Raw genomic sequence first — 18,403 nt, 5'->3', positions numbered from 1 at the left:
GCCCTCAATCCAACACCCGCAGCGAATAATCCACCGCCGTGATGTCTTTGGTCAACGAACCAATCGAAATACGGTCAACGCCGGTTTCAGCAATTGCACGCACCGTTTCTTCGCTCACCCCACCAGAAGCCTCCAGAATGGTCCGGCCCTTGTTTAATTCCACCGCCACGCGCATGGCCTCAAGACCAAAATTGTCCAACAGCACCGACTTGGCACCCGCCAGCAAAGCCTCCTCCAGCTGCACCAGGTTTTCCACCTCAATTTGAACAGGCACGTGTGCCGCACCCAAGGCATCTGCATTGGCCAGCACCTGCGCAATGCCACCCGCCGCCGCAATGTGGTTTTCCTTGATCAAAATTCCGTCGTACAAGGCCAGGCGCTGGTTCAAACCACCGCCCACACGCACTGCGTACTTTTGTGCCAAGCGCATGCCGGGTAGTGTTTTCCGGGTGTCCAGAATCGATGACTTGGTGCCATCAATCAAGTTTACAAAATGGCGGGTACGTGTAGCCACAGCCGAGAGTAGCTGCAAATAGTTCATGGCCGATCGTTCTGCAGTCAGCAAGGGCCTGGCAAATGCTTCAATTTCACATACCACCGTGCCTGCCTGCACTTCCTGGCCCTCCGCCACCTGCCAGCGCACCAGCGCATCCGGGCACAGGGCGCTGAACACACCATTGAACCAGTCTTGCCCGCACACCACCGCTTTGTCGCGGCACAGCAACTGCGCCTTGCAGCGCCTGCCCTCAGGCACCAAAAGGCCCGTCCAGTCGGTATTGCCCATGTCCTCGGCAATGGCATCGTGCACATTTTTTAACAAGGCCAGTTCCAGCGCTGGCCCGAAAGACTGAAACAGTTCAGAACGACTCATGCTGGCCCCACTCCCTTGTGTGCCTGTTCAAGGCGACCCTGACCACGTGGCCCTGAAATGCCATGTGTTTTTGCGAAATCCAGCATGCGGTCCATGCAACGGTATGCCTGCTTGGCCAGTGCAGAATCCACATGCACTTCGCCCAAGCCGGTGTCAAAGCCGTTTTTTAACACATCACGCAGGTTTTTCAAACCATTCATGGCCATCCAGGGGCAATGTGCACAGCTTTTACAAGTAGCAGAATTACCAGCCGTGGGGGCCTCGATCAACGTTTTGCCCGGTGCAAACTGACGCATTTTGTGCAAAATGCCGTTGTCAGTGGCAACAATATAGGTGTTCACACCAGGTGTTTGCGTGGCCTTGATCAACTGGGTGGTAGAACCCACCACATCAGCCAAAGCCACCACATCAGCCGGTGATTCCGGGTGCACCAGCACCATTGCTTCGGGATGTTGGGCTTTCAGCATTTTCAGCTCTTCGGCCTTGAACTCATCGTGCACCAGGCACGAGCCCTGCCACAACAGCATGTCGGCACCGGTCTGCTTTTGAATGTACTGGCCCAAATGCCGGTCTGGCGCCCAAATCAGCTTCTCCCCCTTCGCATGCAAATGGGCAACAATGTCCAATGCAATGCTGGAGGTGACCATCCAGTCGGCTCGCGCTTTCACGGCGGCACTGGTGTTGGCATACACCACCACAGTGCGATCGGGGTGCTGATCACAAAAAGCAGCGAACTCTTCCGAGGGGCACCCCAGATCGAGTGAACAAGTGGCATCCAGATCCGGCATGAATACACGCTTTTCCGGATTCAAAATCTTGCTGGTCTCGCCCATGAAACGCACACCAGCCACCACCAGGTTTTGCTGCTTGCTTTCACGACCAAAACGCGCCATCTCCAGCGAATCGGATACACAACCCCCGGTTTCTTCGGCCAAATCCTGCAATTCCGAATCGACGTAATAATGCGCCACCAACACGGCGTTGCGTGCCTTGAGCAAATCCTTGATTTCCGCTTTCAGGGCAATTCGTTCACTGGTGCCGGGTTGCTGCGGCACCCGCGCCCACGCTTGCGAAGGCTTGCAACTGGCCGCAGGATTTGCATGCGAGGGAAGATCAAACTCCACGGGCTTAATATCTACTTGATTCACAGAAAACTCAGTCAATAACAATCAAGCGAGTATTTTACTCTCCTGAATCCAGAAAATCCCGCCATTCCAGAACGAAGGTCAGCAATGAACTTTCGTGCGCTCTGCGCCACTCAATCGAAGCATTCCGCAATGCAACAGCACTCAATGCCTCTGCGCCAAAAAGGTCGCTGTGTTTGTGTTTCCTTAATCCCTCTTGGAGAAATCCTCATGTTGAAGCAATCCGTTCAAACCCTTTCCATTGTGGCGGCGCTGTTGTCCGTGCACTCAATGGCCTCTGCAACCTGTGTTGGCACCGATTGCCAGGTCGAAGTTGAAGCGAACATCGATTTTGCCGGCAACTACAACCTCGACCCAGACCACAACGGCATTTACATTCAAAGCAATACTGGCAAGAATGCAGCAATCGTGGACCTGAAGAATGTGGTCATGCGTGAAAACGGCGACATCGCCGGCGCAGCCACCGCCATCGGCAACAACATTGGCGTGTCTCTCAGCTCCGGTTCCACAGTGCCCGTGCGCCATGTGTCACAAAGCAATTACGGCGACCAGCTGGCCGTGGTCAACGTGTCACAACGTAGCACATCGAAAACTGGTGAAGTCACAATCGAGGCCATCTCGATCGGCAACAACTTCAGCCTGACACTGGACAACACCAGCCTGGCCGAACTGTCTGTTGCACAGTGCAACGTCAGCGACAACATCGCTGTTGCCGAATACCGTTGGGACCCCACCAAGCTGACAGCCTCTGCCACTGCGGTAGGCAACAACCTTTCAATTGGCGGCGTTCGTCCCTAATTGAACTTTATTGCCCTGAACGACACCCACTGCCAACAGGTCTGTGGGCCACATCCTTCAGGGCAATTTCCCAAAACCCGGCACACCAAACCAAGGACACAACAGAATGAAGAAATTTTCGTTGTTCATCGCGATCCTCGCCTTTCCGGCATGTAGTGCATTTGCACAAACGTTTGAAGGCAACGTCAGTTCATTCGAAACACCCTTCGGCATGCGCAGCGTTACCGACATTGATTCGCCAGCAGGCACACGCCGCGACGAAAACTTCAACCGCACTCAAATCGATTCACCAGGCTGGGGCTTTACCGCCACCGCCATCGGCAACTTGATCAATGTGCAAACCGAAGGAAGCAACAACACCGTGGTGATCAATGCAACACAGATCAACAACGGCGCGCAAAATGCCGCGATTGACGGTGGCTTCTAAGCCGCATCGCAACACAGATTTTGAATACACAAAGGTCCACTATGTCTCGCAATTCAATGTTCAAACTTGCCTTCATTGCCGGCGTGGCTGCCACAGCCAGCGCATGCACCACTTTGCCTTCTTTCAATGAAGCAGAGTATGTCAGCGCCTTTGATGGCGCGAGCGTGGTGGAAAACAAAACCCGGTACAGCCGGGCGCTTGAATGCCTCAAGCCCATGGTGGGGGGCAATGGCCCTGCAGCCAAGCGGTTCGCAGTGGGTCGTGTCAGCGACTTCACAGGCAAAGAAGATCTGGTCAACGGCAAACGGATCACGCAAGGTGCAGCCCTGATGGTTATTTCAGCCTTGGCGAAAACCGGCGTGCCCATCGTCGAGCGTTTTGACACATCGATCGCCGACATGGAATTGAAGTATTCAGACAACAAACTGATCACAGACAGCCCCGAAAACAAGGCGCATCGACAAATTTTTTCCGGTTCCTTACCCGGTTCTGATTACCACATCGTCGGCGGCATTACCGAAGTGAACTACAACATCAAAAGCGGCAGCCTGGAATCGTCCATTCGCTTCATTGGAGCAGCCGCACGCTACTTTGTCATGAACGTTGCCATCGACCTGCGCGTGGTGAACACAAAAACCCTGGAAGTTGTAAATACCCAAAGCCTGCAGAAACAAATTATTGGCACTGAATTGAATGGTGGTTACTTCCGCCTGTTCTCCGACGGCCTTGTTGACGTAAACGCCGCCGAGCGCACACAAGAGCCGATTCAAAAAGGGGTGCGCATGGTCATTGAGCAGGCTGTGTTCAATATGCTGACTGAAATGAACAATCTACCTTCCCAGAACTGTGCTTTATTGGTCAGCAACAATCCAGAAAAACAGCAACAAACCGCTGCCGCTGCCCCCACGAAGGTCAGGTCGACAAACAAGGCCATTGAACTGACACCACCCCCCTCGCTGAGCGAAACGCAGCAAAACAATGACAGCGTGTTGATCGACCCTTACACAGGAGAGATCATTAAACAAAACAACGCGAACGAAGCCTCTGCCAGCAACACCACTCAATCCCAAAGCGAAGTAACAGAACTAAAAGGTTTGTTTGGCACCAACGCGGCCGCACCTGAACAACAGGCACCGAGCAACACCACGCGCGAAATGCAGGAAAAGTTGCTGTGGGGCAGCCGCCCACAAATTCGCTGACATTCACTGCGATGAAAACAAAAAAGCCTCAAGATGTTCGTTCTTGAGGCTTTTTTTACCACACAAACTATTCCTACGATTCTTCGACCTGACCCTGATTTTCTTTGATCGGTGAAGCCAGAATTTTGTCAATTCGCTTCTGGTCCATGTCCACCACCTCAAACTTCCAGCCATCCCAGTCCACAGTATCGCCCGTCGCGGGCAATCGCCCGGTCAGCAACATCACCATGCCACTCAGGGTGTGGTAACGCCCTTTCTCTTCCTCAGGCACGGTCTTGATATTCAGGGTGTCTTTCAATTCCAGGATTGCAATGGCGCCGTCGAGCAACCAGGAGCCGTCTTCCCGCTGCACAGCCCAAGAATCTTCCTTGTTGTGGGGCGTGAACTCGCCCGTCAAGGCTTCCATCAAGTCATGCAGGGTCACAATGCCCTCAAGCTCGCCGTACTCGTCAATCACAAAAGCGATGTCCATGTTGTTGCTTCGGAACTGGGTCAGCAGTTCCATGCCCGTCAGGGTTTCAGGAACAAACACACATTGTTGCAAGTCCGATGAAAAATCCGGTATTTTTCCTTGCGCGGCGTAAGCCAAGGCCTGTTTGGCATGAATTACACCAATCAGGTTGTCCAGGTTGCCATCCACCACCGGAAAGCGCGAATACTCTGATTCAATGACGCGCTTCAGGTTTTCTTCCTGTGGCAGGCGAATGTCCAGATACAACACATCCGAGCGGGGAATCATCAATGAACCCAACTGGCGATCGTCCAGGCGAAACACATTGCGCAGCATGGTGTGTTCGCTGCTTTCAATCACACCGGAAACAGAACCCTCATCCAGCATGGCGTGAATTTCTTCCTCGGTCACGCCGTTGTCCATGTTTTCTTTCACACCCATGATGCGCAGCAAACCGCGCGTGGAGAAAGACAAAAACATCACAAATGGGCGAGTGGCAATTGCCAGAAAGTGCATGGGCCTTGCCACCAAACGGGCAATTGCCTCGGGGTTAAGCTGCCCCAAACGCTTGGGCACCAGTTCACCAATCACGATGGCCACATAAGTGACACCCACCACAACGATGGCGGTCGAGACCACATCGGTGGTGTCGACATCAAGCCCAAAGGTTTGAAGCCAAATCGCCAAGGGCTTTGCCAGCACAGCCTCACCAACAATACCGCTGAGCACGCCGATTGACGTAATACCAATTTGAACGGTAGACAAGAACTTGGTGGGATCTTCAGACAATTTGACCGCAACTTCGGCAGATTTATCGCCTTCTGCAGCCAACTTCACCAAACGGGCCTTTCGGGCAGTAACCAGTGCAATTTCGGACATGGCAAACAGGCCGTTGGTCACGATCAGACCAATCAGGATCAGCACTTCCATGTGAGCTCTCCTTGCGTAAAGGGCAACACCAAGGCGGTAAGCACAAGGCTTGTTTGAGCATTGTCAGGCTGAAAGGACTTTGAAAGATGACGCGCAACGAGCGCTTTGAAGGGGGTTGCCAATGACGGCGTGGTGAAGTTTGAGCAACTTCGACAACTGGAACTATCCATAAACGGTCGGGAAAGGCCCGAGCACTCCTGTAATAAAAAAACACCGCCTAATCGTACAAAGAGGACGGGGCGGTGTCAATTTATCTTTTAAAAATCAGGTCTTGTGGTAAATCTCAGACCCTTTCTTGATGAACTCAATGGATTTTTCTTCCATTCCCTTGCTCAAGGCGTCTTTCTCGGAAACGCCCAGCTTCTCAGCGTATTCGCGCACATCCTGAGTAATTTTCATGGAACAGAAGTGCGGGCCACACATGGAGCAAAAATGCGCCACTTTCATGCTCTGCTTGGGCAGGGTTTCGTCGTGAAACTCACGCGCCGTGTCCGGATCAAGGCCCAAATTGAACTGGTCGTCCCAACGGAACTCGAAACGGGCTTTGGACAGCGCGTTGTCGCGAATTTGCGCACCAGGATGGCCTTTGGCCAGGTCGGCGGCATGCGCTGCAATTTTGTAGGTAATGATGCCGTCTTTCACGTCTTTTTTGTTCGGCAAACCCAGGTGTTCTTTGGGGGTGACGTAACACAGCATGGCGCAACCATACCAACCAATTTGCGCGGCACCAATACCACTTGTAATGTGGTCATAGCCGGGAGCAATGTCAGTGGTCAATGGACCGAGGGTGTAGAAAGGCGCTTCATGACATTCTTTCAACTGAATGTCCATGTTTTCCTTGATCAACTGCATGGGCACGTGGCCCGGGCCTTCAATCATCACCTGCACATCGTGCTTCCAGGCAACCTGGGTCAACTCGCCCAAGGTGCGCAGTTCGCTCAACTGGGCTTCATCATTGGCGTCCCACACTGAACCGGGGCGCAAGCCATCGCCAAGCGAGAAGCTGACATCGTAGGCCTTCATGATGTCGCAAATGTCTTCAAAATGCTCGTACAGGAAGCTTTCCTTGTGGTGGGCCAAGCACCATTTCGCCATGATCGAGCCGCCACGGGAAACAATACCCGTCATGCGGCTGGCGGTCATGGGCACATAGGCCAGGCGCACGCCAGCGTGAATGGTAAAATAATCCACACCCTGCTCAGCTTGCTCAATCAGCGTGTCGCGGAAAATTTCCCAGGTCAGGTCTTCGGCCTTGCCGTTGACCTTTTCAAGTGCCTGATAAATTGGCACCGTACCAATGGGCACAGGGCTATTGCGCAAAATCCATTCACGGGTTTCGTGAATGTGCTTGCCGGTGGACAAATCCATCACGGTGTCTCCACCCCAACGGATGGACCAGGTCATTTTTTCAACTTCTTCGCCGATCGACGAAGACACGGCCGAGTTGCCAATGTTGGCGTTGATTTTCACCAGGAAATTTCGACCAATGATCATCGGCTCAATTTCAGGGTGGTTGATGTTGGCTGGAATAATGGCGCGGCCACGGGCAATTTCATCGCGCACGAATTCTGGCGTGATTTGCTCAGGAATCGACGCACCAAATGATTCGCCGGGGTGTTGGCGGGTCAGCAGGTCGACCATTTTTGCGCCAATTTTGCCGCCCGCGTGCCTCAGGCTTTCAATGTATTCCTGGCGGCGCAGGTTTTCACGAATGGCCACGTATTCCATTTCAGGCGTAATAATGCCCTGGCGCGCGTAATGCATTTGCGACACGTTCTTGCCCGCCTTGGCCTTGCGGGGCTTGCGCTGCAGGTTGAAGCGCAGCTCGGTCAGCTTGGGGTCATTCAAACGCTCAATGCCGTATTCGGAACTTGGACCATCCAGCAAATCCGTGTCATTGCGCTCTTCAATCCAGGCACTGCGAATGGCCGGCAAGCCGGAACGAATGTCGATTTTTGCGTCAGGGTCGGTGTAAATGCCCGAGCAGTCGTATACATAAATTGGTGGATTTTTCTCGCCCCCAAAGGAAGTGGACGTGTCGTCCTGCGAGATTTCCCGCATGGGCACTTGAATGTCGGGGCGCGAACCTTGCACATACACTTTGCGGGAATTGGGAAGTGGTTTGACCGCAGCTTCATCAACCTTGGCGGTTGCGGCTAGGAAGTCGGGATTGGCGCTCATGAATACTCCTGTTGGGCGTAAATTCTTGCGTGAATTCGGGTGTCGATCTGTTCATGCTGCATGCAAAAACATTCCACCCAGCCAACTTGGGACTCAAGGCCAGTGAAACGCTTCCTGCAAACAGCATTATCTGCACAGGTGTGAGGGTTTTTCTCACCCGGCAACAATATGCCAGGACCCCTGCGTTAAAATCGAATAAGCTCAAAGTATAGGCCCGTGCCAGCCACACCTCAATACGCGGCTTGCACAAGCGGCTCTTTTTGTTCAACTTTTTCGGATCACGCAATCTCATGGGCAACAGACTCAGTTCAATCACCACCCGCACAGGCGACGACGGTACAACAGGCCTTGCCGATGGCAGCCGTCTGGCCAAAAACGACCTGCGCGTACACGCCATGGGCGATGTGGATGAACTGAATTCGTACTTGGGTTTGATACTGACAGAACCCCTGCCCGAAAGGCTGGCCACGGAACTGACACGCATTCAGCACGACCTGTTCGATTTGGGCGCGGCTTTGTGCATGCCTGGCTTCGATGTATTCCCGCAGAAAGCCGTGGCCCGGCTTGACGACTTGATCAAGGAATTCAACGACCCCCTGCCCCGCCTTGAAGAATTCATTCTGCCCGGTGGCAGCAAGGCTTCAGCCTACACCCACATTGCACGCACGGTGTGTCGCAGGGCTGAACGGGTGCTGGTCGACCTGAATCAAAAGGTTGAACTGCCCAAAGACCTGTTGCTGTATTTGAACCGGTTGTCGGACTTTCTGTTCGTGTCCTCGCGCTGGATTCACCACAAAAAAGGTGTGCGCGATGTGCAATGGAAAAAAGGATTCAACCGCCCGCAGGAATAAGGCAGGGGATCATTGCCTTAACTCGGTTTTGGGTGGTGTAGCGGCTTCCGGGCGCACCTGCTGGACAGATTCTTTGGGCGGGTAGAAAAACTCGCTGGGTGTTGCCCAGAACCTTTTCGCGACGCGCCCCGCCAAGGACAGGCTTTCCAGCCTGCGAACACCCCGCGCGCGCAAAGCTGTGAAAAAAGCCAAACTGAAACTGACGCCCAGATTCACCATGCCGATCAAAAACACACCAGCCGCAGCCACAGCCACTTCCAGACCACCGATGACGAACTCATGGGCCTGAATGCCATAGGCCATGTTGGCCGCGGCAAAAGTAATGTGACGAATATCGATGGGCAACCCCAGAATCAAGCCCACAAACCCGGCCGAACCCAACATGCAACCGAAAAAGAAATTGCCCGCCAGCGCACCGGTGTGCTTGCTCAGATAGTCAGCCAGCCTGTTAAGGCGCACCACACCAAGACGCCTGCGCAACCAAAGCACTTTGCGGATTCGGTCGGGAATGCGGTGGTAAATCGACAAATTGTCGTAGTAACCCGCAATAACACCCGCCAGAAACAGGAAAACACCGGCAATTGCCGCATGCGGCAGGGCCGCAGACAGCAACGGATTCAATTCCAGCAACATTTTGTCGCCCTTCTCCGCGCCCACAGGCGGTTCGCCAAACAGGAAGGTTAGCCCCACTGCCACCACCGTGGCTGTGGCAAAAGCGGGCAACACATTGCCCCAAATCGAAATGAACTGGGTTCGGGCCACCTGTGTAATCAACTCCACCACCCGGTCTGCAGAACTCAACCTGCCATTGGCCGCATCCACGGCCGCGGCGATTCTGGCTGCGGTCATGGCTGGCTGCTTGGTGGCAATCGTGAAGCCCAGCAAATGAATGATCACAAAACCGATGCCGTAGTTCAGGCTGAAAAACACCGCCTCCCAAAACGGCGGCAAATGCCAACCCGATATGTACGCCTTGAAAAGAGAAAGCATGGCGATAATGACGCCGGCGCCCATGGCCGCACGGGCCATTTTCCAGTACTCGGGACGGCTTTCCGTGGCGTATTTTTCGCCCGACTGGCTGGCGTGCTCAGTAATGCGCAAGGCCAGTTTGTCGGTCAAGCCACGCCACAAATCACTGATGGAATGCTTGCGGTTTTCTTCCTTGGTCAGGGTACAAAAAAACTGCACACAGGTGCCCACGCGGTTTTCGGTGGGCAGTGCGCCCAGCAATTGCAACAGGCGGCGCATGCGGTTGATCGACTGTTCCAGCCGAATCAACTGCATGCTCAAGGTGACAGAAATGCCCTGCACACGGGCCTGCGCATGGGCCTTTTTGATTTGCACCTGGCATTGATCCAATAACACATCCAAGTGGTCGCCCAAATCATGCAGGGGCTCCATATTGCTCAGTTTCTGATGCGCCTGCGCAATCATGTTGCGCAACTCCAGGTGCTGTTCTACGAATGGGGAAGTGTGCCGCTCGGCAATACCCAGACAACGCACCACTTCGGAATCAATCCCCAAAGCAGCGGTTCGAACAGCCAGCATTTCCATGGCTTCCAGCATTTCGTGCTGAATGCGCTTCCACAGGGGCATGGCGGGGTTGAGCCACTCAAGCACATGAAACAAGCGGGTCCAACTGGCCACGCTGATGGATTCCAGCCATTCATGGTCAATGGATTTGGTGAACATCAGGCTGAGCGATTCACGCACCGTTTTGTCTTCCACCGTAGCAGGCAACAGACGTTGAAAAATACGGTTTTTTATGGCCTGACCAAAGGTTTCATTACCCAGAATACCCAATTCAGCAAAGGTATAGCGGTAGCGCGATTCCTTCAGGAATTGCTCAAGATAGCCCTTGACCTGCACGCGCAGGTCGTTGGACTGCTCAAGCGCTTCCACCAGCATGGAAAATCGCCGCTCAATTTCGAAATCGGAGCCGGGAGCTCCTTCTCGAAACCATTCCATGAGGTGGCACAGGTGGGCAATGTCCGCCTCGTGCTCGGTGTCTGGCCCCATCCCGTTCAGGATGGTCAACAGCGCGCCTCGAATGTTGTAGTTTGGGTTCGTTGCCATGTTCTGAATACCTAGTCCGAGGGCTAGTGTACCCGATGAATCGGCTATTTACTCCAACTGTCCTTCAGCGTTGTGGCGCGATTGAACACCGGGTTTTCCAGGGTGTTGTCTTTCAAATCAGGCACAAAATATCCATGCCGCTCGAACTGGTACACCGTGCCAGACCATGCATCCTTCAATCCTGCCTCTAGGTAAGCAGTCACTTCTTTCAACGAATCCGGGTTCAGGCTGTCCATGAAATTCTTGCCGCCGGAATCGGGATGTTCTTCAGTGAACAACCGGTCGTAAAGGCGCACGGTAGCGGGCAACGCATCGTCGGCATCGACCCAGTGAATATTGCCCTTCACTTTGTAGGTGTCGGCGCCGGGTGTGCCCGACTTGCTGTCAAGAAACACCTGGGCGTGTACTGCAATTACTTTGCCGTTTTCGTCTTTGTCACAGCCAGTGCATTCAATCACATAGCCGTAACGCAAGCGCACCTTGTTGCCGGGGAACAGGCGGAAAAACTTCTTCTCGGGATTTTCCTGAAAATCTTCGGCCTCAATCCACAAGCGCTTGCCAATGGTGAACTGGCGAACACCCCACTCGGGGTGGTGCGGGTGAACAGGTGCTGTGCACATGTCGGCCCAATCGTCGTCCACATTGTCCAGAATCAGGGCAATGGGATCGAGCACCGCCACGGCGCGGCGGGCCACGGGGTCGAGCGTGTCGCGCAAGGCGCCTTCCAGCACGGAATAGTCAATCCAGGAATCGGATTTTGATACACCGATGCGGGCGCAGAACAACTGAATGGCAGCGGGTGTATAACCGCGGCGGCGCAAACCCGCAATGGTGGGCATGCGGGGGTCGTCCCAACCGTTCAGCTTGTTCTCGGTCACCAGTTGCTGCAATTTGCGCTTGCTGGTTACTACGTAACTTAAGTTCAAGCGGGCAAACTCAATCTGCTTGGGTAGCGGATGAGCAAGCAAGGGCTTGAGCACCGTGCCATCGGCTGCGGTGTGTTCACGCGCCAAATTGGCCAGCAACCAGTCGTAAAACGGGCGCTGGTCTTCAAATTCCAGTGTGCAAAATGAATGGGTAATGCGTTCCAGCGCATCCTCAATGGGGTGTGCAAAGGTGTACATGGGGTAAATGCACCAATCGTCGCCAGTGCGGTGGTGAAAGGCGCGGCGAATGCGGTAAATGGCCGGGTCGCGCATGTTCATGTTCGGGCTGGCCATGTCGATTTTCGCGCGCAAGACAGCGGCACCATCAGGCAGTTCGCCCGCGCGCATGGCGCGGAACCGGGCCAGGCTTTCAGCGGCCGGGCGGTTGCGGAACGGCGAATTAACACCTGCCTGTGTCAGCGTGCCACGGCTTGCACGCATGTCGTCAGCATTCTGTTCGTCCACGTAGGCCAAACCGGCCTGGATCAGAAATTCAGCGGCCTGATACATGAAGCCAAAATAATCGCTGGCGTAGTACAGGTTGTCGTCGCCAAAGCTCTCCCACTTGAACCCAAGCCAGTGCACGGCGTCCAGAATGGAGTCTGCGAATTCTTCGCTTTCCTTCTCGGGGTTGGTGTCGTCAAAGCGCATGTGGCAAGCGCCGCCATATTCATTGGCCAGACCAAAGTTCACACAAATGGCCTTGGCGTGGCCCACATGCAGGTAGCCATTCGGTTCGGGCGGAAAGCGCAAGCGAACGGCTGCGGGGTCGGCGGGTGCCCCTTCGTGCACATCGGCCCCACCAGGTTTTCCGGCCCATGGGCGCGACTGGTACTCGGGCTTTTTCAAGTCCGCATCAATGATGTTGCGAAGAAAGTTGGAGGCTGGGGCATTGTCGGCCCCAGCGGCGGTGTTTTTGTTTGCGGAATCAGACATCAGCACATCCTGTTGGCGAATGCGCTGATGTTAGCAAAAACAAGCCTCAGACAGCGGCCAAAGCCTCGCCCTTCTTGGAAGAAATTCCAGTAAATGCGAAATCAAGCTCGGGCTGCTTGCCATTCATGATGGAAGCGATTGAACGGCCTGAACCACAAGAGTGAGTCCAGCCCAGTGTTCCGTGACCTGTGTTCAAGTACAGATTCGGGATTTTCGACAAGCCGATGTAAGGCACGTTCGAAGGGGTGGCCGGGCGCAGACCTGTCCAGTACACAGCCTTTTCAGGGTCGGCCATGCCGGGGAACAACTCCATTACACGGCGGGTAATGGCTTTGCAACGCACATCATTCAGTTCTGTGCTGTAGCCATTCAGCTCGGCAGTGCCTGCAATACGCAGCTTGTCGCCCAGGCGGCTGAACACCAGCTTGTATTCGTCATCGGTCAGGCTGACCTGCGGGGCTTTGCTGGCATCGTCAATTTGCAACGTGGCCGAATAACCCTTGGCCGGGTAAATCAACAGGTCTACGCCCAGTTCCTTCACCAACATGGGGCTGTAGCTGCCCATGCACAGCAGGTATTTGTCGGCTTTAAGTACCTGCACTTGTCCATCGGCGCCGCGCACGCGCACACCGCTGATTTGGCCACCTTCAGTATCAAGGCCCAGAATGGCCGTGTCGTACTTGAATTCAACGCCTTTTTCCGCGCACAGTTTGGCCAGGTTTTGGGTAAACAGGTGTGCATCACCACTTTCATCGGCATCCGTAAACGTTGCACCCGCAATTTTTTCTTTCACGGTGGCCAAGGCGGGTTCAAGGCGAACTGCCTCATCGGAGCTGATCACTTTGCGGTCACAACCGAATTCGCGCATGATTTCAGCGGGTTCCAGTGCGTCATCAAATTCTTGCTGGTTGGTGTAGAAGTGCAAAATGCCCTTGGTCAGGCAGTTGTATTCAATGCCTGTTTCAGCGCGCAGTTCTTGCAGGGTGCTGCGGCTGAAAGTGCCCAAGTTCACCATTTGAATTATGTTGTGGCGCGTTTTCTCAGGGGTGCATTCACGCAGAAACTGCATGCCCCAGCGCCACTGGCGCGCATCGGCACGCAGGCGGAACAACAGGGGGGCATCTTCTTTCATCAGCCACTTCAACACCTTTTTCGGGGCACCTGGGTTGGCCCAGGGTTCGGCGTGGGAAACAGAAATTTGGCCACCGTTGGCAAAGGAAGTTTCCATGCCTGCAGCAGGTTGACGGTCCACCACGGTGACATCAAAACCTTCTTTTTTCAAAAACCAGGCAGAAGTAATTCCGGTAACACCAGCACCGAGAACAATCGCTTTCATGAGAATAGGCTCCACAAACAGTAAAAAGGGCTTTCGGCAAACTATTTGCCTTGTAGCCCCTCTCTGTCCATTTGCCTGAAAGATTCACAACGGGTTGCGTTGCTTGCCTCTTCGGCGGCTGTACTTACGCGGCGATTGGCCGCGCACAGCGCTCTCCAGATTTGAATTCCTGAACCTGTACTGAAGCCTGAGCGTTCATGGGGATTGCGCCTTCGGCGAACCGGCACAGGTACGCGCCAGTTACTCTCCAGATTCAACTTTCAATTGTACTACTGCGAATCTGGAGAATCCAGTCTAAATCAGGACTTGTTTTTCACTCATTTCTTTAATGAATCCCGAATTTCACGCAACAACAGCACGTCTTCGGGTGTGGGGGCGGGGGCTGCGGGTGCCTCTTCTTCTTTCTTCACAAGGGCTTGGGTCAATTTACTGACCTGGCGCACCATCATGAAAATAATGAAAGCCAAAATAATGAAATTGATCAGCACGGAAATAAAGCTGCCATAAGCAAGTACAGGTACTCCGGCTGCCTTAACAGCGGTCAGCGTAGGCTCTACGTTTGCGGGAATTTCTGCCAGCGGCAAATACAGATTGGAAAAATCCAGTTTGCCGAAAATACGCCCCACGATCGGCATGATCACGTCGTCCACCAGACTTTTCACAATGCCGCTGAATGCGCCACCGATAATCACGGCCACAGCCAAATCAACCACATTGCCTTTTACAGCGAAAGCTTTGAAATCGTTGAGCAAACCCACGTTGCCTCCTGAATTGTTAAATCGTAAGAATCGCCAGTACCCGCGCAGATTATCGCTGTGGATTCCTTTCAGGGCAATACGGCGGGTGCGCGGTGGTGATAAAATCGCACCTCTTTGATTCAACTACAGAAAGTGAGCCATGGCAGGACACAGTAAATGGGCCAACATCCAGCACCGCAAAAACCGGCAAGATGAAAAACGCGGCAAGGTGTGGACCAAGATCATTCGTGAGGTCACAGTGGCGGCCCGCGTGGGCGGCGGCGATGTAGCAACCAACCCGCGCCTGCGCCTGGCCATGGAAAAGGCAGCCGATGCCAACATGCCCAAAGACAATGTGCAACGCGCCATTGCCAAGGCTACGGGCGAAGCCGAGGGCGTGAATTACGAAGAAATTCGCTACGAAGGCTATGGTGTGGGTGGCGCAGCGGTGATTATTGACTGCATGACCGACAACAAAGTACGCACCGTGGCTGAAGTTCGCCATGCGCTGACCAAGCATGGCGGCAATTTGGGCACCGACGGCTCGGTTTCCTTCATGTTCAAACACTGTGGCCAATTTATTTTTGCCCCCGGCAACAGCGAAGACGCGATCATGGAAGTGGCACTGGAAAATGGTGGTGATGATGTGCTTGCCTCGGAAGACGGCGTAATCGAGGTAACCTGCCCCGTGCCGGAATTTCACACCCTGAAAACCGCATTTGAAGCGGCGGGCATGAAATTCGAAAACGCTGAGCTGACCATGAAGCCAGCCAGCGAAACAGAACTGGAAGGCGACGACGCCATTCGCATGCAGAAAATTATTGACATGCTGGAAGACCTGGACGATGTGCAACAGGTTTACACCAACGTGATCATCAACGAATAAAAAGTACGGAGTACCGCAAACATGAAAATTCTGGTGATTGGATCAGGCGGCCGCGAACACGCCATGGCGTGGCGCATTGGCCAAACCCCGGGCGTAACGAAAGTGTTCGTCGCCCCCGGAAATGGCGGCACAGCCCTTGAAACCAAAATGGAAAATGTACCCATCAGCGACTTGAATGCGCTTGCGGATTTTGCCGAGACAGAACAGGTGCACCTGACCGTGGTTGGTCCGGAAGCACCATTGGCCGCCGGTGTGGTTGACTTGTTCCGCCAGCGCGGTTTGCGCATTTTTGGCCCAGCCAAGCTGGCTGCCCAACTGGAAAGCTCGAAGGACTACGCCAAGGCCTTCATGAAGCGCCACAAAATTCCAACCGCTGAATATGAAACCTTCACCGATGCCGCCAAAGCCCACGATTACGTGAACGCCAAAGGCGCACCCATCGTAATCAAAGCCGATGGTTTGGCTGCAGGCAAAGGTGTTGTTGTCGCCATGAGCCTTGAAGAAGCACACCAGGCCATTGACGACATGCTGCTGGGCAACAGCATGGGCAGCGCCGGTTCACGTGTGGTGGTTGAAGAATTTCTGGACGGCGAAGAGGCCAGCTTCATCGTGATGGTCGATGGCGTGAACGCGCTAGCCATGGCCAGCAGCCAAGACCACAAGCGCCTGCTGGACGGCGACCAAGGCCCCAACACAGGCGGCATGGGTGCCTACAGCCCTGCCCCCGTGGTTACACCCACAATGCACGCGCGCGTGATGCGCGAAGTGATTTACCCCACCATTGCCGGCATGAAAAAAGACGGCCTTGTGTATACGGGCTTTTTGTACGCCGGCTTGATGGTTGACGACAAAGGCGACATCAAGGTACTGGAATTCAACTGCCGCATGGGCGACCCTGAAACGCAACCCATCATGATGCGTTTGAAAAGCGACTTCGTGAATTTGCTGGACCATGCCATTGATGGCACGCTGGACAAAGTGGAAGCCGAATGGGACCGCCGTACCGCATTGGGCGTGGTGATTGCCGCGCACAACTACCCACAAACCCCGCGCACTGGCGACGAAATTACTTTGCGTGCCGAAGCAAGCGACGAAGCCGTTGTATTCCATGCCGGAACCGTTGAAAACAATGGAAAGGCGCTTACCGCAGGCGGCCGCGTGTTGTGCGCAACCGCCTTGGGAGACACCGTGCGCCAAGCCCAGGCCAAAGCCTATGAACTGGTCGACACCATCAGTTTTGATGGTATGCAGTTTCGCAGTGACATTGGCTACCGCGCCATCAACAGAAAATGAATCGAAAATAAACAGGGATCCATCGAACCATGACACCTTCCGAGCTGAATCAGGTGAAGCAATACCTTCAAGGGCTGCAAGCCAGCATTGTGGAAGGCATTGGCCAGTTCGAAAGCAAAGCGTTTTTGAACGACTCATGGGAACGTGCTGAAGGTGGTGGCGGTTGCAGCCGCGTGCTGGAAGAAGGTAGTTTGCTTGAACGCGGTGGCGTGAACTTCAGCCATGTGATGGGCGACAAATTACCCGGTTCGGCCACGGCCAGCCGCCAAGGCCTGGCCGGTGCCAGCTTCGAAGCCATGGGAGTTTCGCTGGTGTTTCACCCCCGCAACCCCTACGTGCCCACAGTGCACATGAATGTGCGCCTGTTTGCCGCCACCACCCTGGAAGGCGAATCGGTGTGGTGGTTTGGCGGCGGCATGGATTTAACCCCTTACTACGGCTTTGAAGAAGATTCAAAACACTTTCACCAAAGCTGTAAAAACGCGCTCGACCCCTTTGGGGCGCAATACCACGCCACATTCAAAAAATGGTGCGACGAATATTTTTACCTGAAGCACCGCAAAGAACCCCGTGGCGTGGGCGGCGTGTTTTTTGATGACTTCTCTGAACTAGGCTTTGAACAAAGCTTTGCGATGACCCGCAGCGTGGGTGATTCATTCCTGAAAGCCTACCTGCCCATCGTTGAGCGCCGAATGAACATGGCCTATGGCGAACGCGAACGCGACTTCCAGGCCTATCGCCGTGGCCGCTACGTGGAATTTAATCTGGTATTTGACCGGGGCACCCTGTTTGGCCTGCAAAGCGGCGGGCGCACTGAATCCATTTTGATGAGCATGCCCCCGCAGGTGAAATGGCGTTACGACTGGCAACCTGAAGCGGGCAGCGCCGAGGCAAGGTTGTACACCGATTTTTTGGTGGACAAGGATTGGGTGAGTTAACCCAGAACCAACCCACTTCCAGCACTTGTGGTGACACCTTTTTCAATCCAAAACACGGCATGTTAGTTTGCTTGGTTATTGACTGAACAAGAGTTAAACCATGCCATTGATGATTCGCCAGGGCGACACCACCAGCCATGGTGGCACCGTGCTTGAAGGCTTTCCGTTTTACACCGTCGAAGGCCGTGCAGTGGCCGCCATGGGCCACAAGGTGGCTTGCCCGCTGTGCAAGGGTGTGTTCTTGATTGCGCAAGGCAACCCGGCCCACACATTCAATGGCGTGCCCCTGGCCTTTGAGGGCATGACAACCGCATGCGGTGCATCGTTAATTGCCTCACAAACCAGCACCACCCACACCTCGCCAACGGGGTCCATTGCCCGGGTGGCCGAACAGCAAATGCCCGACAACCCGCTTGGCAATC

At 54.3% G+C, this 18,403-nt stretch carries 16 protein-coding genes and 1 riboswitch; of the genes, 8 read left to right on the top strand and 8 right to left on the bottom strand.

Annotated elements, in window-relative coordinates; genetic code table 11:
- Nucleotides 1–4: 4 nt before the first annotated feature.
- Nucleotides 5–871, bottom strand: a complete 867-nt coding sequence (nadC, locus tag V7028_RS10205; RefSeq protein WP_334119975.1) for a carboxylating nicotinate-nucleotide diphosphorylase — start codon at nt 869–871, stop codon at nt 5–7.
- Nucleotides 868–2,019 (bottom strand): quinolinate synthase NadA, encoded by a 1,152-nt coding sequence (nadA, locus tag V7028_RS10200; protein WP_442918729.1) that lies wholly within the window; start codon nt 2,017–2,019, stop codon nt 868–870. Before nadA ends, nadC begins: the two co-directional genes overlap by 4 nt.
- 207 nt (nt 2,020–2,226) lie before the next feature.
- On the opposite strand from nadA, the gene V7028_RS10195 reads away from it, so the two are divergent.
- From V7028_RS10195 to V7028_RS10185, 3 genes are all read left to right on the top strand, one after another.
- On the top strand, nt 2,227–2,814 hold the full coding sequence (locus tag V7028_RS10195; protein WP_334119974.1) for a hypothetical protein: 588 nt from the start codon (nt 2,227–2,229) through the stop codon (nt 2,812–2,814).
- A 106-nt stretch (nt 2,815–2,920) separates the two neighbouring features.
- Nucleotides 2,921–3,241, top strand: a complete 321-nt coding sequence (locus tag V7028_RS10190) for a hypothetical protein (RefSeq protein WP_334119973.1) — start codon at nt 2,921–2,923, stop codon at nt 3,239–3,241.
- Nucleotides 3,242–3,282: 41 nt separating this feature from the next.
- Nucleotides 3,283–4,440: a CsgG/HfaB family protein gene (locus V7028_RS10185; RefSeq protein ID WP_334119972.1), complete on the top strand. Its 1,158-nt coding sequence runs from the start codon at nt 3,283–3,285 to the stop codon at nt 4,438–4,440.
- A 73-nt stretch (nt 4,441–4,513) separates the two neighbouring features.
- On the opposite strand, the gene V7028_RS10180 is transcribed toward V7028_RS10185, so the two are convergent.
- A complete protein-coding gene (locus V7028_RS10180; protein ID WP_334119971.1) occupies nt 4,514–5,821 on the bottom strand; it encodes a hemolysin family protein in 1,308 nt (435 codons plus the stop codon).
- A gap of 264 nt (nt 5,822–6,085) precedes the next feature.
- Nucleotides 6,086–8,002 carry a phosphomethylpyrimidine synthase ThiC gene (gene thiC, locus V7028_RS10175; protein WP_334119970.1) on the bottom strand — a complete coding sequence of 639 codons (1,917 nt, stop codon included), beginning with the start codon at nt 8,000–8,002 and terminating at the stop codon, nt 6,086–6,088.
- Between the two features lie 290 nt (nt 8,003–8,292).
- Here thiC and V7028_RS10170 point away from each other — a divergent pair, with 290 nt between their 5' ends.
- Entirely contained in the window at nt 8,293–8,853 is a 561-nt protein-coding gene (locus V7028_RS10170; RefSeq protein ID WP_334119969.1) for a cob(I)yrinic acid a,c-diamide adenosyltransferase, read from the top strand.
- A gap of 9 nt (nt 8,854–8,862) precedes the next feature.
- On the opposite strand, the gene V7028_RS10165 is transcribed toward V7028_RS10170, so the two are convergent.
- The 4 genes from V7028_RS10165 to mscL all read right to left on the bottom strand — a co-directional run bounded on the left by V7028_RS10165 (nt 8,863) and on the right by mscL (nt 14,885).
- Nucleotides 8,863–10,929 (bottom strand): site-specific recombinase, encoded by a 2,067-nt coding sequence (locus V7028_RS10165; protein WP_334119968.1) that lies wholly within the window; start codon nt 10,927–10,929, stop codon nt 8,863–8,865.
- A 44-nt stretch (nt 10,930–10,973) separates the two neighbouring features.
- Nucleotides 10,974–12,791 (bottom strand): glutamine--tRNA ligase/YqeY domain fusion protein, encoded by a 1,818-nt coding sequence (locus V7028_RS10160; protein ID WP_334119967.1) that lies wholly within the window; start codon nt 12,789–12,791, stop codon nt 10,974–10,976.
- Nucleotides 12,792–12,837: 46 nt separating this feature from the next.
- Nucleotides 12,838–14,127, bottom strand: a complete 1,290-nt coding sequence (locus V7028_RS10155; RefSeq protein ID WP_334119966.1) for a D-amino acid dehydrogenase — start codon at nt 14,125–14,127, stop codon at nt 12,838–12,840.
- A 53-nt stretch (nt 14,128–14,180) separates the two neighbouring features.
- Nucleotides 14,181–14,296, bottom strand: a riboswitch (glycine riboswitch).
- Nucleotides 14,297–14,444: 148 nt separating this feature from the next.
- Nucleotides 14,445–14,885 (bottom strand): large conductance mechanosensitive channel protein MscL, encoded by a 441-nt coding sequence (gene mscL / locus V7028_RS10150; protein ID WP_334119965.1) that lies wholly within the window; start codon nt 14,883–14,885, stop codon nt 14,445–14,447.
- A gap of 139 nt (nt 14,886–15,024) precedes the next feature.
- Here mscL and V7028_RS10145 point away from each other — a divergent pair, with 139 nt between their 5' ends.
- The 4 genes from V7028_RS10145 to V7028_RS10130 all read left to right on the top strand — a co-directional run.
- Complete coding sequence (locus tag V7028_RS10145; protein WP_334119964.1) at nt 15,025–15,750, top strand: YebC/PmpR family DNA-binding transcriptional regulator; 726 nt, start codon at nt 15,025–15,027, stop codon at nt 15,748–15,750.
- A 21-nt stretch (nt 15,751–15,771) separates the two neighbouring features.
- Entirely contained in the window at nt 15,772–17,043 is a 1,272-nt protein-coding gene (gene purD, locus V7028_RS10140) for a phosphoribosylamine--glycine ligase (protein WP_334119963.1), read from the top strand.
- A gap of 29 nt (nt 17,044–17,072) precedes the next feature.
- Complete coding sequence (gene hemF, locus V7028_RS10135; protein WP_334119962.1) at nt 17,073–17,981, top strand: oxygen-dependent coproporphyrinogen oxidase; 909 nt, start codon at nt 17,073–17,075, stop codon at nt 17,979–17,981.
- A gap of 100 nt (nt 17,982–18,081) precedes the next feature.
- The coding region (locus V7028_RS10130; RefSeq protein ID WP_334119961.1) for a PAAR domain-containing protein at nt 18,082–18,403 on the top strand (322 nt) is incomplete at its 3' end.

Source organism: Limnobacter sp., from assembly GCF_036846585.1.
In the GTDB taxonomy this organism is placed as follows: Bacteria; Pseudomonadota; Gammaproteobacteria; order Burkholderiales; family Burkholderiaceae_B; genus Limnobacter.
This window is presented reverse-complemented; position numbering and strand designations above follow the sequence as displayed.

Bases quoted from the DNA above. Each gene is read 5' to 3' on its own strand.
- nadC (WP_334119975.1), bottom strand. From the start codon at position 871: ATGAGTCGTTCTGAACTGTTTCAGTCTTTCGGGCCAGCGCTGGAACTG.
- V7028_RS10195 (WP_334119974.1), top strand. From the start codon at position 2,227: ATGTTGAAGCAATCCGTTCAAACCCTTTCCATTGTGGCGGCGCTGTTG.
- V7028_RS10190 (WP_334119973.1), top strand. From the start codon at position 2,921: ATGAAGAAATTTTCGTTGTTCATCGCGATCCTCGCCTTTCCGGCATGT.
- V7028_RS10185 (WP_334119972.1), top strand. From the start codon at position 3,283: ATGTCTCGCAATTCAATGTTCAAACTTGCCTTCATTGCCGGCGTGGCT.
- V7028_RS10180 (WP_334119971.1), bottom strand. From the start codon at position 5,821: ATGGAAGTGCTGATCCTGATTGGTCTGATCGTGACCAACGGCCTGTTT.
- thiC (WP_334119970.1), bottom strand. From the start codon at position 8,002: ATGAGCGCCAATCCCGACTTCCTAGCCGCAACCGCCAAGGTTGATGAA.
- V7028_RS10170 (WP_334119969.1), top strand. From the start codon at position 8,293: ATGGGCAACAGACTCAGTTCAATCACCACCCGCACAGGCGACGACGGT.
- V7028_RS10165 (WP_334119968.1), bottom strand. From the start codon at position 10,929: ATGGCAACGAACCCAAACTACAACATTCGAGGCGCGCTGTTGACCATC.
- V7028_RS10160 (WP_334119967.1), bottom strand. From the start codon at position 12,791: ATGTCTGATTCCGCAAACAAAAACACCGCCGCTGGGGCCGACAATGCC.
- V7028_RS10155 (WP_334119966.1), bottom strand. From the start codon at position 14,127: ATGAAAGCGATTGTTCTCGGTGCTGGTGTTACCGGAATTACTTCTGCC.
- V7028_RS10145 (WP_334119964.1), top strand. From the start codon at position 15,025: ATGGCAGGACACAGTAAATGGGCCAACATCCAGCACCGCAAAAACCGG.
- purD (WP_334119963.1), top strand. From the start codon at position 15,772: ATGAAAATTCTGGTGATTGGATCAGGCGGCCGCGAACACGCCATGGCG.
- hemF (WP_334119962.1), top strand. From the start codon at position 17,073: ATGACACCTTCCGAGCTGAATCAGGTGAAGCAATACCTTCAAGGGCTG.